The sequence below is a fragment of the Magnetococcales bacterium genome (assembly GCA_015231175.1).
Lineage (GTDB): Bacteria > Pseudomonadota > Magnetococcia > Magnetococcales > DC0425bin3 > HA3dbin3.
In genome coordinates, this window is the sequence record JADGBZ010000087.1 from 1 (window position 1) to 14,570 (window position 14,570).

13 protein-coding genes are annotated in these 14,570 nt (G+C 58.1%); 5 read left to right on the forward strand and 8 right to left on the reverse strand.

All coding sequences use genetic code 11. The annotated features are described in order from the left end of the window. The 4 genes from HQL63_13885 to HQL63_13900 form a co-directional block, all read right to left on the reverse strand. Positions 1–163 (reverse strand): hypothetical protein (locus HQL63_13885; protein MBF0177919.1); only part of this gene is annotated, 163 nt, incomplete at its 3' end. Beyond that, positions 136–519 carry a DUF1804 family protein gene (locus HQL63_13890; protein ID MBF0177920.1) on the reverse strand — a complete coding sequence of 128 codons (384 nt, stop codon included), beginning with the start codon at positions 517–519 and terminating at the stop codon, positions 136–138. The genes HQL63_13890 and HQL63_13885, both read right to left, overlap by 28 nt. Positions 520–522: 3 nt before the next feature. Beyond that, complete coding sequence (locus HQL63_13895; protein MBF0177921.1) at positions 523–756, reverse strand: DUF2513 domain-containing protein; 234 nt, start codon at positions 754–756, stop codon at positions 523–525. Next, a complete protein-coding gene (locus tag HQL63_13900) occupies positions 750–1,529 on the reverse strand; it encodes a hypothetical protein (protein ID MBF0177922.1) in 780 nt (259 codons plus the stop codon). Before HQL63_13900 ends, HQL63_13895 begins: the two co-directional genes overlap by 7 nt. Between HQL63_13900 and HQL63_13905 the strand changes: the two genes are divergently transcribed. Continuing rightward, a complete protein-coding gene (locus HQL63_13905) occupies positions 1,528–1,767 on the forward strand; it encodes a hypothetical protein (GenBank protein ID MBF0177923.1) in 240 nt (79 codons plus the stop codon). The genes HQL63_13900 and HQL63_13905 overlap by 2 nt on opposite strands. Positions 1,768–1,901: 134 nt before the next feature. Next, entirely contained in the window at positions 1,902–2,945 is a 1,044-nt protein-coding gene (locus HQL63_13910) for a polysaccharide deacetylase family protein (GenBank protein ID MBF0177924.1), read from the forward strand. Between the two features lie 168 nt (positions 2,946–3,113). Here the strand turns inward: HQL63_13910 and rsgA are convergent, their stop codons facing one another. Then, positions 3,114–4,178 carry a ribosome small subunit-dependent GTPase A gene (rsgA, locus tag HQL63_13915; protein MBF0177925.1) on the reverse strand — a complete coding sequence of 355 codons (1,065 nt, stop codon included), beginning with the start codon at positions 4,176–4,178 and terminating at the stop codon, positions 3,114–3,116. Positions 4,179–4,340: 162 nt separating this feature from the next. Here rsgA and HQL63_13920 point away from each other — a divergent pair, with 162 nt between their 5' ends. Next, a complete protein-coding gene (locus HQL63_13920; protein MBF0177926.1) occupies positions 4,341–5,222 on the forward strand; it encodes a CoA ester lyase in 882 nt (293 codons plus the stop codon). Positions 5,223–5,243: 21 nt separating this feature from the next. Next, positions 5,244–7,127, forward strand: a complete 1,884-nt coding sequence (locus tag HQL63_13925; GenBank protein MBF0177927.1) for a diguanylate cyclase — start codon at positions 5,244–5,246, stop codon at positions 7,125–7,127. Positions 7,128–7,163: 36 nt separating this feature from the next. Here HQL63_13925 and HQL63_13930 read toward each other — a convergent pair whose 3' ends face one another. From HQL63_13930 to HQL63_13940, 3 genes are read right to left on the reverse strand one after another with little or no spacing between them, the layout of a single operon-like run. Beyond that, a complete protein-coding gene (locus HQL63_13930; GenBank protein MBF0177928.1) occupies positions 7,164–8,336 on the reverse strand; it encodes a response regulator in 1,173 nt (390 codons plus the stop codon). Further along, positions 8,333–9,469, reverse strand: a complete 1,137-nt coding sequence (locus HQL63_13935; protein ID MBF0177929.1) for a SpoIIE family protein phosphatase — start codon at positions 9,467–9,469, stop codon at positions 8,333–8,335. Before HQL63_13935 ends, HQL63_13930 begins: the two co-directional genes overlap by 4 nt. Beyond that, the gene (locus tag HQL63_13940) at positions 9,462–13,421 is read right to left on the reverse strand and encodes a response regulator (protein MBF0177930.1); all 3,960 of its coding nucleotides are present in this window, start codon (positions 13,419–13,421) and stop codon (positions 9,462–9,464) included. Before HQL63_13940 ends, HQL63_13935 begins: the two co-directional genes overlap by 8 nt. Before the next feature lie 446 nt (positions 13,422–13,867). On the opposite strand from HQL63_13940, the gene HQL63_13945 reads away from it, so the two are divergent. Next, positions 13,868–14,479: a response regulator gene (locus HQL63_13945; protein ID MBF0177931.1), complete on the forward strand. Its 612-nt coding sequence runs from the start codon at positions 13,868–13,870 to the stop codon at positions 14,477–14,479. Positions 14,480–14,570: the final 91 nt, after the last annotated feature.

Genomic DNA, 14,570 nt, shown 5'->3' on the forward strand with positions numbered 1-14,570 from the left:
CGTCAGGACCGGGAAGGGCGCCCTGCATGGCCACCACCAGCCAATCCAGGTTATTTTCGGCGATGGTTTGCTCCAAGGTATCCAGTGGATGGGCATCATCCAGTTGGACCAGGGCATGCGTGATGCGCCGTCCATTCAGTGTGCGTGTGCCTCCGAGCGCCATTTGCGCGCCGTGGCCAGGGAGACACTGCACTCCCGGGCGGCATCCTCCAGCGTCCTGCCATGCACGTAGGCAGCGCGCACGCGGGTGCGCCTCTCTCGGGGAAAGGCCATGGTCAGGCACCGCCAAGCCTGGCCTTGATGATCGCCGTACCGATGGTGGTCAGCAGGCCGGAGACACCCCACGACCGCGTTCTTGATGTCCGCATCCAGCAGGACGTAAGCCTCCGATTTCGTGATGCTGCGGTCATCGAGATTGCGCCCTACCCCGATGGTGAGTTTCCCGGCGGTGCAGCGGTATGGCTTCAGCCGCATCCCTTCGTGCCTGATCAGTTGTTTTCGCAGCTCTTGATGGTCCATGCATCATCCTCCGCTGAAAGTTTTGGCAAGAATCGCCCCTGCTGCCGCCTTGATGGCACCAAAAGTGATTTCCAGACCGTTTTTCTTGATGGTCTCCAGGATCCGGTTCCAGGAGTGCTCGGAACGGATTTCCTCCAAAAACTCCTGTCCGGCCCAAGTCAGGTTGCTGGCGACACACTCCATCCTGCCAAACCCATCCCGGCACACGGCTTCGATCAGTCCCGCATCTTTCAACATCCGACGGCGCATCCGATATCCGCACCACACCGCGCCGCTCGGCCTCGACGCGCTTTTCCGCCTCGGCATGCGCCTTGTCGGCCAGGGCGTAGGCGATGGCGATCAGATAGCCATGCGATAAAACCGGCCGCTTGACCCGCCCGGTCTCGGCCTGCCCCAGCATCTGCCCCAGCGCCATCCCCCACACCTCCGGCGCACAAGGGCGTGGCGGCTGATGCCCCTGCCCAGGTGCGCGCCCGCAGACTGGTGCGCCACACCTCCGTGACACATCGACTGCCTCGCGGCCCTGGTCGTGGTGCCATCCCAGCCTCCACAGCCAAAAGACCAGCTTCGGTGATGACATACACCCCCGCCTTGGCCCGGCTCATCAATCCCCGGCGCACCAGCAAGGCACCGGCGTTGGCGATTTGCTTGCGGTCCAATCCGGTGGACCTTTCCAGACTCTCTATGTCCATGCCTGCCCCGCCAGCCTCTGCCAACCGGGTCAGGATGCGTGCGGAAGCCCGTGGCGCTGCCAGACGCGCCGCAGGCGAGATGCCCGTGACCGTCATCCGCAGCTCGCCAAACGCCCTCTCCCGCTGCCGGGAATCGACAATAAAATGAAATGTTCCTCCGTTATAATCGATGGAAAAAGGCGCGTCCATCTGCATAAAAAAAAATGTATCCATGTCCAAAACGTCCACGGTCGCAACCCAAAATTGAGACCCCTCATCGATGGCCATCGAGATGTTTCCGCAGGGGAGGGCGCGTCCGGCGTAGGTGAGTGTGGTCATGGTCAAGCCTTCCAAAACGTGCACCCTCCAGCTCGACATCGATGCCAGCGCCGTGCAGAGCGTGCTGGATGGGTTTGCAGAACGGGCCAGCGACATGACGCCTGCCATGCAGGCTATAGGCGAGCACTTGGTTATGGCGATCCATGATCGGTTCGACGCGCAGGTCGATTTGGAGGGAAGCAACAAGACGTTTTTTCGCGCTGGTGCCAGATCAAGCGACTCCCCACGCGGGTGCTGAATCGTTTCAAAGTGAGAGAATATTGGCGCACTGATTGCGTAACCCTCCGGGTGATTCGGCTGGAAAATCCCCCGGGGGGGCGCCTGTCTTTATCGACCGGTGTTCATGCAGATTGAGTGGAGCCATATTTTTTTATGAACATTTCGTTTGTTCGACTGATTGGCATCCTCCTCGTCTTTTTTGGTGTCAACATGGTTTCCCTGGCGGAAGGGGGTTTGGCGAGCGCGGATCATCATGTTGTCAGCTGCCACTCTTCGCCCATCAATTCCCGCCACCCCACTCCCGGCGGGGAGGTCACCCTTGCTGCCAACCAACTTACTGCGTCGGAAGATCGCGTCATGGTTCTGACCTTTGATGATGGTCCGGTGGAGAGGGATCTGGATATTGTTGCCCTGCTCAAGACTCACAACGTTTCTGCCACCTTTTTTTATATTGGCTACAAGATGAAAGCCATGCCGGGCATAGTGCAACGAGTGATCGCAGCCGAGCATGAGGTTGGCTATCATTCCTACCGGCATCAGAGGTTGAGTTGTTCTTCGGAGGCCAGCCTGAAGGAAGATCTGAAACTGGGTGGGGATGTAGCCAACGGTTTAGGCGTGGCGGTGAAGTGGTTTCGACCGCCGTTTGGTGCGTTCAATGACAGGGTTGTTCAGGCCGCCAAGGCGCAGGGGATGCAAACCATTCTCTGGTCCGTCGACTCCCGGGATTGGACTGGCATCAGTGCCGCGACCATGGCCAGGAGTGTGATTCGGCAATTTCATCCTGGCGCCGTGCTGTTGTTTCACAGCAAACATGAGACCACCCTCAAAGCATTGCCGGAGGTGCTGGCCGCTGCCGAGAAGGAGCGTTATCGTTTCGTCTCCCTGCGGGAGTGGCAGCGGACTGTTCTGGCGGCCAATTGCCGGGCAAAAAGGGGGGGGTGCTCATCCACGCCTTCCGGTACTGGTGGTGTGATCTCGGCGGCATTCCCGAAGGAGCCTTCCGATGCGGTTGCGGGTGGTGTGGTCTCGGCAACGCTCCCGAAGGAGCCTTCCGATGTGGTTGCGGGTGGTGTGGTGTCTGCCGTAGCGTCGAAGGAACCCGCTGTGCTCACGTCGCTTCCCACGACGATGGGTGCTTTCACGCCGCTCCCGATGGCGAAGGGCACGCCGATGACCGTGGATCCGATCCTCCAGTAGGGCAGCCGGTGCTGCCGACCCGGAGCATCGATATTGGGTCATTATTCACCACCCGGCAACGAATTGAGGTCCAGGGGGCTGGCTCCCTGGCAGGTCCAGGACAGAGTCCTGGTGGGGTTCGGGGCGAAGTCCTGAGAAAGGCTTTCATATCGAGGTTTTCATAACTGGTTACCCATATTTTCCTCCCTGTCTTTTTTGCTGCGATCCCACCGATCGGTTATGAAGCAGGGAGTCCACGATGCGGTGCAGGCTGGCCAACCGCTCGGGATGGATCGTCCCGGCACTCAGGGCTGCCAAAACCAGGCAGCCCGGTTCCTGCCGGTGCTGGCAATCCGGAAACCGACAGCCGCCCAGCAGGGGGCGTACTTCCGGAAAGTGTCGGGGGACATCTTCGGGGGGGACGCCGTGCAGATTGAACTCCCGCACGCCGGGGGAGTCGATCAGGCGTCCGCCGCAGGAGAGCGCATAAAGACGTGCCACGGAGGTGGTGTGTCGGCCCTTGCCGGTAACCGGGTTGATGAGCCCTACCCGTAACGTGGGATCGACGATCCATTGGGCGATCAAGGACGACTTTCCAACACCTGATTGTCCCACGAAGACCGAGGTCCGTCCGCGCAGAGCCTTTTCCAGTTCCACCAGCCCGCTTCCCTGTGTGGCGGAAAGTTTCAGCATGGGGACACCGATTTGCCGATACGGCGCCAGGATGTGTTCCAAACCCTGGATCTGGTCGACAAGGTCGCTCTTGTTGATCGCCAGGAGCGGATCGACCCCTGCTGCGGAAGCCGCCACCAGATAGCGATCCAGCAGATGGGGATTGGGAAAGGCTGCGGTGGTGGTGATCACCATCTGGTCGACATTCGCGGCGAAGGTTTGCAAGCGTTCATAAGGGCCGGGCCGCCGCAGAACCGAGCGTCTTGGTTGCAGATCGGTCACCACACCCTGGCCGTTGGCCGATGGTTGCCAGAGCACCCGATCACCGCAGACTGGATTCTCCGTCACGCTTTCTCGCACGGCGCACTGGCAACGATTTCCTTCGGCGTCCTCCACCTCCACATGCGCACCGAAGTGGGCCATCACGAGACCTTCCCGGGTCTCCCCCAGAAAACCCTCCGACAGGGAAGCAAGATTTTTTTGCCGCTTTCCCTCCCAACGGGCCAGGCGTCCGTCACGAATGGTCTGGATACGGCGTTTCTGCACGTCGGTCAGGGCGTGCGCCGATTTTTTACGCGGCATAACGGATCATCCGCTGCATGGTTACCCCTTTTTGCGGGTGGTTGCCTACTCTGCTGTCGGTGTTTGATTTTCCTGCCATCGGTGGGGAAATGCGGGTAGAATGACCCCCTGTTTTTTTTGAGGCGTGTCGTTCCCATGATGGCAATGAACAAGGTGGCTGGAATGTCCGAAATCGCGTCGCCCCTGTTGCGCTCTGTTCTTTACGTCCCTGGATCCAATACCAAAGCTTTGGCCAAAGCGCCAGGATTGGGCGCGGATGCCCTCATTCTGGATTTGGAAGACTCCGTTGCACCGGAAGCCAAGGTTGCAGCCCGGGGCCATACGCTGGAATTTTTGCGGCAAGTCGATGGCAAGTCGCTTTTTCGGACGGTGCGCATCAACGGCATCCAGACCGATCTGTGGCGCGACGATGTGACAGCCGTCTTCCCCGGTTCCCCGGAGGCCATCACTGTTCCCAAGGTGGATCGGGTCGAGGATCTGACCGATCTTGACCTTCTTCTGGGACAACTTGAAAAGGGACGGGCGCCTTGTCCGGTATGGGCGATGATCGAATCCCCTTTGGGGGTTATCCATGCCCATGCCATTGCCCGGCATCCTCGTGTCGCCTGTCTGGTTTTGGGAACCTCCGATCTGGGTGAGGCCTTGGGAGTGGAGTCAACCCCGGAGCGGGAGCCCCTCCAATATGCCCTGCAACAGGTCATCCTGGCTGCTCGTGCCGCCGGAGTTGCCGTCATCGATGGTGTTTTCCTGAATCTTAAAGACCCGGATGGCATGGTGGCCCAGTGCCGACAGGGGGTTCGGCTTGGATTTGATGGCAAGACCGTCATCCATCCCAGCCAGGTGGTGGTTGCCAACCAGGCCTTCATGCCTGCACCGGCAGCTGTGGAACGTGCCCGGCGCCTGGTCGCCGCCTGGCAGGCGGCACGCGACCAGGGCGAGGAGATTTGTCTCCTGGATGGACGTCTCATCGAACGACTGCATGTCCGCCAGGCACAACGTCTGCTGGATTTGGCGGAACGCGCCGCAGCCCGTCCCCCCTCCTGAGCAGCCCGAGGATTCGGGGCCATGCGTCTCAAGACCAAAATCACGGTCCTGACCGTGGGGCTGTTTGCGGGTCTGATTCTGCTCCTTATTCCGGCCAGCCTGCTTTCGTTTCGGCAATTTTCCCTGGCCACCGCCGAAGAGCAGGTCCGTGCCGTGGCCGAGGTCGTTCGGGTCAGCTTGACCGAACAGATGATCAACGGAGTCATCGCCCATCGGCAGTCATTTCTTGAACGGCTGCGTGATGTCAAGGGCCTCCTGGGTGCGCGTGTCGTTCGGGGACCGGAAGTCATACAGCAATTTGGTCCGGGTTTGTCCCTGGAAAGCGGGCCGGATACCATCGAAGCGGAAGTTCTGCGCACCGGCCTTCCTTATTTCACCATGCTGGATGGTGGCGGTGGAACCTCCTTCCGCGGAACCATTCCCTTCGTGGCCAGGGCTGGCGGCAACCCCAATTGCCGTCAGTGCCATCAGGTGGAAAATGGCGCTGTTCTGGGCGCCATTACCATCACCCTCTCCCTGGCTCAACTGAAACATCAGGCCATCTTTACCATTCTGGTTCTCTCCTCTCTCATCATTGGCTTTGCCATTCTGGCTGCCCTGTTTTTTCGTGGTCAGGTGGCTCCGGTGGCTTTGGTGGCCCATCGGGTCCAGGAGGTGGTGGCCATGGCCAAGGATGGCAATTTCCACGCCCGGGTGGTGTGTGAATCCCGGGACGAAATGGGAGAAATTGCGCGTGATCTCAATTGGTTGATGACTTACCTCCAGGAAAATCTGAGCAACATCAGTCAGGAAGTTGCCCGCCTCATCCAGTACGATCTGCGCGGTAACACCAATCTCCTCGTCACGACGATCGAAATGGTCGATGCCCTGGTGGAGGTGGCCCAATTCAAACAGGCCGTCGAAGAGGATCGGACCACCCGTGAGGTCTACCTGCGCATTGCGCGTATTTTGAGCAATCAATTCGGTATCAAGACGTTTACCATTTATGAAATCAGCTCCTCCAGGAACCATATCAAGCCCATGGTGGTGAACGGCGACCCCGACGCACCTGTTTGCTGGTGCCATGAGCAGGTTCTTTTCCAGGCCGATCTCTGCCGGGCCCAACGCACGAGCCACCGCATCGACTCCTTCAAGGATCCTTTCATGTGCAGCATGTTTTCCAGTCAGGATACGGAAGCCGGCCTTGGGCATATTTGTCTGCCGATCATGCACTCGGGTATGGTGGGCAACGTGGTGCAGCTTGTCGTGGAGCGGGAACACGTGCAGCTTTATGAGCTGTTGATCCCCTTCATTCAGGTCTATCTGCGCGAATCGGCCCCGGTGGTGGAGGCCAAACGCCTGATGGACACGCTGCGCGAGACCGCTTTGCGGGATCCCTTGACCGGCTTGCACAATCGCCGTTTCCTGGAGGAGTATGTCGAGACGCTTGTGGCCACGGCCAGACGCAAGAGTCATCGCATCTCGGTTCTCATGATCGATCTGGACCACTTCAAGCCGGTCAACGACACCTATGGTCACGATGCCGGTGATTCGGTGCTGCGTGCCATCGCCCGCGAACTGGCCGAGCAGGTGCGTACCTCCGATCTGGTCATTCGTTATGGCGGGGAGGAGTTCATGGTTGTCTTGCAGGAGACTGCCGGCAACAGCGGGGAACATGTCTCCGAAAAGATTCGTTTCGCCGTGGCCAATCTGGAGATTGTCCTACCTGGGGTGGTTTTGAAAAAAACCCTTTCCATCGGTGTGGCCAACTATCCGACAGACCATGAAGATTTTTGGGAGGTGGTCAAGTTGGCCGATCTCTCCTTGTACCGGGCCAAACAGGAGGGGCGCAACCGCGTTGTGATGCACCAGGCCTCTACCCTGGCCGATACCGGAACCGGGGCCACGACCAAACAACCGGGATGATGACCGGAGTGACGGGGTGGCGCAGGGCGTGGGGGTCTACGGATCCGGCGGTTTGCCATCCGGGGGGTTGATCGGGAGTGATGTGGGCAGTGTCACCGTGACGGTGGTCATCCCCTGGCGCGAGGCGTCCAGGGTGATGGCGCCGCCGTGTACCCTGGACACCAGCCAGGCGGAATAGGTGCCCAGACCCGTGCCGTGCTCCTTTCCCGAGGTCACATATTTTTCGAAAAACCTTTCCCGAATATTCTCCGGTACGACGCCGGCATTGGTGATTTGCAGGATGTTTACGTCTGCCTGGCGGCGCAACGCCACCTGGATGGTCTCCTCACCCGGTGAGGCTTCGATGGCGTTCAACAGCAGATTGTACAGCATGGGATAACACAGCATTTTTTCACCCATGACCGGAAAAGAGTGAACAGGATCCTCAACCCTGTCGCACTGCACGATGATCCGCACTTTCTTGCCTGCAAGATGGTGGCGCAGGTCGTGGACGATTTTTTCCACTTCGTGGAGCAGGTCAAATGTTTCCGGGTGCAACGTGTACTGGCCCGATTCCATTTTGATCAGATCCGTGGAACGGTTGATCATTTCCAGCAGGGTATAGCCGTTTCGTTCCACCATGCTCAGCAGGCTTTTTTGTCCTTCGGTCAGGTTGGGATCCTCCCGCATCACCTCCGGCACGCCAATGATGGCAGCCAGGGGGCCTTTCAGGTCATGGCGGGAGAGTTGTTCGATATCCTCGCGAATTTTCAGGGCCTTTTCCAGGGCATGATTTTTTTTCTCCAGCTCCCTTTTGGCAACCACGAGATCATGAATATTTTTCACCCGTGCCAGGACAATGGCGGAACTGGAGGGTTTGCGGATGTAATCCATGGCGCCCATGGCCAATCCCATGGTTTCGTCCGCAAAATCCTGCTTGGCGGTCAGGAAAAGGATCGGAATGTCGGCGGTGTTCGGGTTCGACTTGAGATGCTGGCAGGTTGCGTAGCCATCCATGCCGGGCATAAGGATATCCAGGAGGATGATGTCGGGCAGGGTCTGCCGGACCACTTTCAGGGCCATCTCCCCCCGGGTGGCCACGAGAATCTGGAAATGGGAGGCCAGGGCGTTGCGAATGGTGTTGATGCTTTCCGGTGCATCATCGACAACCAACACAGTGCCCATTTTATGGGGATGCCCCTCCTTTCCATGCCCGTATTGTGCATTCATAGCTGAATCTCCACCAGGGTGATGTCATCCTCGTATGGGTGCGTGGCGCAAAAATCCCGGAGCACGTCGAAGATGGCCTCCAGGGGAGATCCCAGGGCGACCTGGTTGGTCAAAAATGCTTCCAGGCGGTGGTTGTCGAACATGTTGCCGTTTTTGGAGCAGGCTTCGACGATGCCGTCGGTGAGGAGATAAATTTTGTCTCCCGGTTCCAGATTCACGGGGGTGGTGGGGTTGATGGGTTGGTCAATCCTGGTGATGCCCAGGGGATGAAATTGCGACGTGATTTCCAGAATCTTTGTTTGGCCCCGGATGACCAGACAGGGGTGCAAGCCGGCATTCAGGACTGTGATGCCGCGCCGGTTTTTTTCCACTTCCACCAGGCAGGAGGCAAAAAAGATACCTGTCGGCAGACGGCTCTCCAATTGGTTGTTGATCTCGCGGAAAAGAGTTGGCGCCTGCTCCCCCCGCATGACGAGGGTCATGAAAATATAGGAAACCAGGGGACCGCCAATGGCCGCCGGCAGGCCATGGCCGGTAAAATCGCCCAACAGGACCAACTGCCTGCCGTCCGGTGCGAAGGCCGAAAGAATCAAGTCTCCCGCAGTTTGTTCCACGGGAGAGAAGAGGTAACGTAGATGGCGTCCATCCAGATGGTCGGCTGACCGCATGCGCAGGACAATGTTTTCAATCAGCTCCCGTTCCGTTCTGAGCGCATTGTTTTGGTTTTCGATGGTGTGTTGGGCCTCGCGCAGGGCCAGGTGAGTCTTGACCCGGGCCAGGACGATCGGGAGGGAGAAGGGTTTGGTGATGTAATCCACCGCGCCCAGCTCCAGCCCCTGGAGTTCGTCCGCCTCCTGGGCCTTTCCGGTCACAAAGATGACTGGAATGTCCCGGGTGCGGCTGTCGCTCTTCAGGTGGCGGCAAACGGCATAGCCATCCATCTCCGGCATCATGACATCCAACAAGATCAAATCCGGTGGCGGGTCGATGCTGGCTGCTTTCAGGGCGGATCGGCCATGGACAGCCGGTCGGATATCATACTCCCGTCCCAAGGCCTTTTTCAGGATGGTGATGTTTTCGGGGGAGTCATCCACGACCAGGATAGTTTTGCGTTCGGGATTGCATTCAATCACCGTCGGACTCCTCCATCTGTACGCCAGCCTGGGTGGCCCATTGCAGCAGGGTGTTCAGACACCTTTCGTAGTCGTAATCGTCCAGTTGTTGCTTCAGAGCGTGCATGTGTTCGCGGTCACTGTTGCGTTTGACAAGTTTGCCCATCTCTTCGATCACCGCTTCGGCATGGGAGTTATAGTTGCGCAAAAGATGTGCTGCCTCTCTGAACAGGGGAGCCAGTGCAACCATGTTGCCTGGACCGTCCTGACCGGCAGGGGCAACGTCCGCTGGTTTTGGCAGGGCTGCACCGATAATCCGGAGAACCTGGGTCAACTCACTGGCAGCCTGTTCCACAAGGTCGTGCAGGGGCTTTTCCTCATTTCCTTTCTTGGCATGGAGTTCAATGTGTTGGGCAATTCTGCTCAAGGCGGTGGCACCGATGGTCGCTGACACCCCCTTGAGGGTGTGTGCGGTGCGTTCCAGGGTGGGCCAATCCCGGACTTCCAGCAGGCTGGCCATGGTTGTGCAGGCATTTCCTTGGGTGCGGACGAACGTGGCGAGAATATTTTTGTACAAATCCACGTCACCTCCCATGTTGCTCAGGGCGGAGCGGGTGTCAAAGCCTGGTAACGGCGGCAAACCATCGGGGCATGGAGGTGTGGACTCTTCGGTGGTGATTTTCGGTGATTGTCGATCTTTCGGCAGAACCCATTGGGTCAGTGCGGCATGCAGGGCGCGGGGGTCGATGGGTTTTGAAATATAGTCGTTCATACCGGCTGCCAGGCATATTTCCCGGTCTCCCATCATGGCGTTGGCTGTCATGGCAATGATGGGCACACTTTGCAGGTTTTCTTCCTGCCGAATACGTTTGGTTGCCGTGTAGCCGTCCATGACGGGCATTTGAACGTCCATGAGTATGGCATCGAACGGCTCTGCAAGGGCTTTTTCGATGGCTTCCATGCCGTTGGCGGCAACACTGACTGCGACGCCGGTCTGGTGCAGAATCCCCAGTGCCACTTCCTGATTGATTTCGTTGTCTTCCACCAGCAACACCTTTTTGCCGGTCATTTGTTGGGGGAGGGTGTTGCCGTGCATACGAGGGGCGACTTCTCCGCCCAGGGCACGGGAGATCATCTCGACCAGGGTTGATGCGGTCACGGGCTTCATCAGGAAATGGGGTATCCCCTCCTGGGCCGAGTTGGACATCAGATCCTCGCGGCCATAGGCGGTGACCAGAATCATGATGGGGGCGTGTTGACCCAGAGTTGCACGAATGCGGCGGATGGCTTCCAAACCATCCAGATCCGGCATTTGCCAATCCATGAGTACAATGTCGAAAGGGGTGGTGCTTTCGACTGCCTGGACGACCCGCTCCACGGCTTGTTGACCATTTTCCGCCTCTTCGACCTGACATTGAAAAGGCACCAGCATGTCGCGGCAAACGCGGCGTGCCACGGGGTGATCGTCCGTTACCAGGATGTGCAACCCAACCAGCCGGGAGGGCATGACCCGGGGTTCGGAGAGGTTTTCCTCTTTGGCCAGGGGGAGTGCGAGTTGGAAACTGAAAACGCTGCCTTTGCCCGGTTCACTGGTCAACAGCATCCTGCTTCCCATCTGCTCCACCAGGTGACGACTGATGGCCAGGCCGAGGCCGGTGCCACCAAAGCGGCGCGTGGTCGAGGCATCTGCCTGGCTGAAGGCACTGAACAGCCTTGCGGCCTGTTCGGGAGTCATGCCGATGCCCGTATCCCGTATCTGGAAGAGCACCTGGGCATCGTTTGCGGTGCTGCCGACGAGCTGGATTTCAAAACAAACCTCGCCCTGTTCGGTAAATTTGATGGCGTTGCTGACCAGATTGAGCAGAATCTGTCCGAGGCGCAGGGGGTCACCCATCAACAAACGGGGGATGCGGTGATCAACGGCAACGATCAACTCCAGGGATTTTTCCTGCGACCTGGGCGCCATCATGGCTGCCACCTGATCCGCCACCTTGTCCACGGAAAAAGGGACGCTTTCCAACGTCATCTTGCCTGCCTCGATTTTGGAGAAATCGAGGATGTCGTTGATGATGTTCAACAGGGAGCGGCTGGCTTCGTCAATGCGGAAAAGGTAGTGCTGCTGCTGGGCGGTCAGAACGGTTTGCGACACCAGGTGGGTCATCCCCATGATGGCATTGATGGGGGTGCGAATTTCATGGCTCATGTTGGCCAGAAAGAGTGATTTTGTTTGGCTGGCGCTCTCCGCCATCCTTCTGGCGGCAGACAAAATGGTGGTTTCGCGATGGAGCAGCAGGTAGTAGGCCAGCATCAACAGACTGACCAGCATGGTGATGGATATGCCCAACATGCGATTGACCAGGGTGGATGTTTCAGGTTTCAACAGCAGCAGCGACCAGCCATCCGGGTTGAGCGCTGCCCGCCCTGCCAGATGGGGCTTGTGCGCAAGGGTGAGCCTGTCTCCATCCCGCACCTCTCTGTCGAACACATGCTCCGTTATGACCAGTGATCCAAACTGTTTGGATTGCTCCAGTTTTTTCAACGTTTCCGGGGAGAGAGGCCACAAGGGGCTGGGGGTAAAGTTGTCGCTGCTGGACAGCAGGGCCACCCCATCGGCATTCAGCAGGAAAACCTCGCCGATCTCCTTGAATCCCAACTCACCTGGGTGCAAGGTTTTTTTGATGACCGCCACACCATGGATCTGTTTGTGATCCTCGGCGAAGACGGGTGCGGATGCGTAATAGCCGGGTTCTCCAGTTGCCGCGCCGTAGGCGAAATAATTGCCGATTTTTCCTTCTGCGGCTTGCTGAAAGTAGGGGCGAAAGCGGTAGTTTTTGCCCACAAAACTGGTTGGGGTGGTTCGATTGGAAGCCGCCAGAACCCACCCGTCGTTGTTCATGAGGTAGGCGATGCCATCCTGTACGGTGGAGGCGATCTGGTCGACGGCCAGATTCGCTGTTTGCAAACGATCTGGTGGCAGGGTGTTCCCCACGAAGAGGGCATCCGTTATTCCGGCCAGGGCGACCACGCCGCCATTGACGGCATGAATTTCACGATTCAGGCGGTTGACCAGGGACTCCAGGTTGAGGCGCAGTTCCCACAACCGGTCGGTTTGGTGAAGTTTGCCCAACGTATTGGTCAAAGCCCAACCACCTCCGGCCAGGAGTGTAAAACCGAGCACGAATATGGCAAAGTAGTGCTTGTTTTTCTGGAAGAGTGGTGATGAATTGGGGCGTGTGCCTTCCATGCCCCAGATGGCCAAAGCCAGCCCACCTGCCATCATGGCCCTGACAAGCTGAATGGGGAAACCGGTCCACTGCATAAACATCTCGGCATTCAGTGCAGTCGAAAGCCAAAATGCGTTGGATGGAATCACCAGACCGCTGGCCAGGCCATACCCCGCCATGGTGCAGGCGCCGAATCGCAACCAGAGACGCTGTTGTTTCTCTGCCTGGGGAAATCCCCGCCACAACAACCAGGCGCTTGCCATGCAGGCGGGAAAGGCCAGCCCGTATCGGATTGAGGCTGAAAGCGCTTCCCAGCCGTGGAGCCAGACTCCCCCTCCTGCCCCTGTCAGCAGTACAAGGGATAATCCCGGGATGTAGGAGCGCTTTCCGTGGAAGGCCAGACCCCGCAGGGCGAACTCGGCCAACAGGAGAAACGAAAGTGTCAGTATGAAAATGCGTATGGCATGGAAGATCTGTGAGTCTCCGGCTGCCATCCCGACCAACTCCGACCACTCCAGCAGGCCATGGACCAGGGCAAACTGCCCCAGGAGTGGCCAGGAGAGAGGTGACTTTTTCTCCCTGGGCATGGTGAGGCAGACCATGCTCAAAATCAAAAAGCTGAGCCCATAGACAAAATAAATGAAGTCCATCTGCCCCTTGAAAAAAATCTCCCGCATGGACCATGAAGCGAACATGCCTTCGATCACATCGGAACCTGTGAGAGGCACGGTATTTGTCCAAGTAAACATGGAACCTCTTTCGGGGAAGCGGCACCCTTGCGCAGGCGAACATGGTGAGCGGTATGGCTTGCCGCGTTTCCGGGGACGGCGCAACGGACGACGCTGGCCTGCAATATTAGTAAGATTTGTAAGATTTGTCTGGCATGTTCCCAGAAGATGGGGTGCAGTTCAAGAGAAATCGGCACGATTCAGCACCTTTTCAAGAAAGGTTTGGATAGGAAAACCTCTGTCAGGACTTTGCCCCGAACCTCGCCAGGACGCTGTCCAAGGCCCTGCCAGGGAGCCGGTCCCCTGGACCCGATCTGGTTGTTGGGAGGCGATGTTGCGGAGAGGATAAAATCCTTGCAGTCGGTGGCATGGGTGGGTACAATCCCCGGAAGATTCATTGTTTTTGCAAGATCAGGAGACCCCCATCCCGGGGGAATGAACCCGAGGCAGCTATGGAGACCTGGAACATGCCGCGTGACCAGGAGGTTTACGTGACCTCTTCGGAAGCTGGGGATTTGTTGGGTGTTGCCCAGAGCACCATACACAGCTGGATTCATCGGGGGGTGTTGAAATCCTGGAAGACAGCCGGGGGGCACCGCCGGATTCCCATGAGCGAGATCGACGCCATGCTGCGCCAGCGCCGGGAGAGCCTTGGCCAGATTGGCGAAAACAAGGAAGTGGTCACGCTTCTGCTGGTGGAGGATGATCTCGATCATGTGGCCTTTTTTCGCAAAATGGTTGAAAGGTGGCCGGTTCAGGTCCAGCTTCTCGTTGCCGAGAACGGTTTTGATGGTTTGATCCAATCCGGTATGCACCAACCGGACATCATTGTGACGGATCTGGTCATGCCAGCCATGGATGGCTTCCAGATGATCGGCAAATTGAAGGAAAATCCGGCTTTTGAAAAGACTTCCGTGATTGTCGTGACCGCCTTGAGCGACCAACAGATCACCAAGCGCGGGGGGTTGCCACGGGACGTTCTCGTCCTGCGGAAACCTGCCCCCATGGACCAGATTCAGGCCCTTGTCCGGAGTCTGGTCGAGGCGCGTACCCAGGCGGACTCGACCGGGAAGAGGTGAAATGAACGAGTCACGCTTCAGCACCCGGCCACGCATTCGGGGTCCAGCAACTGTCTTGACTGTCAAGCAGTTTCTGCCAGGGGGGGTGTCC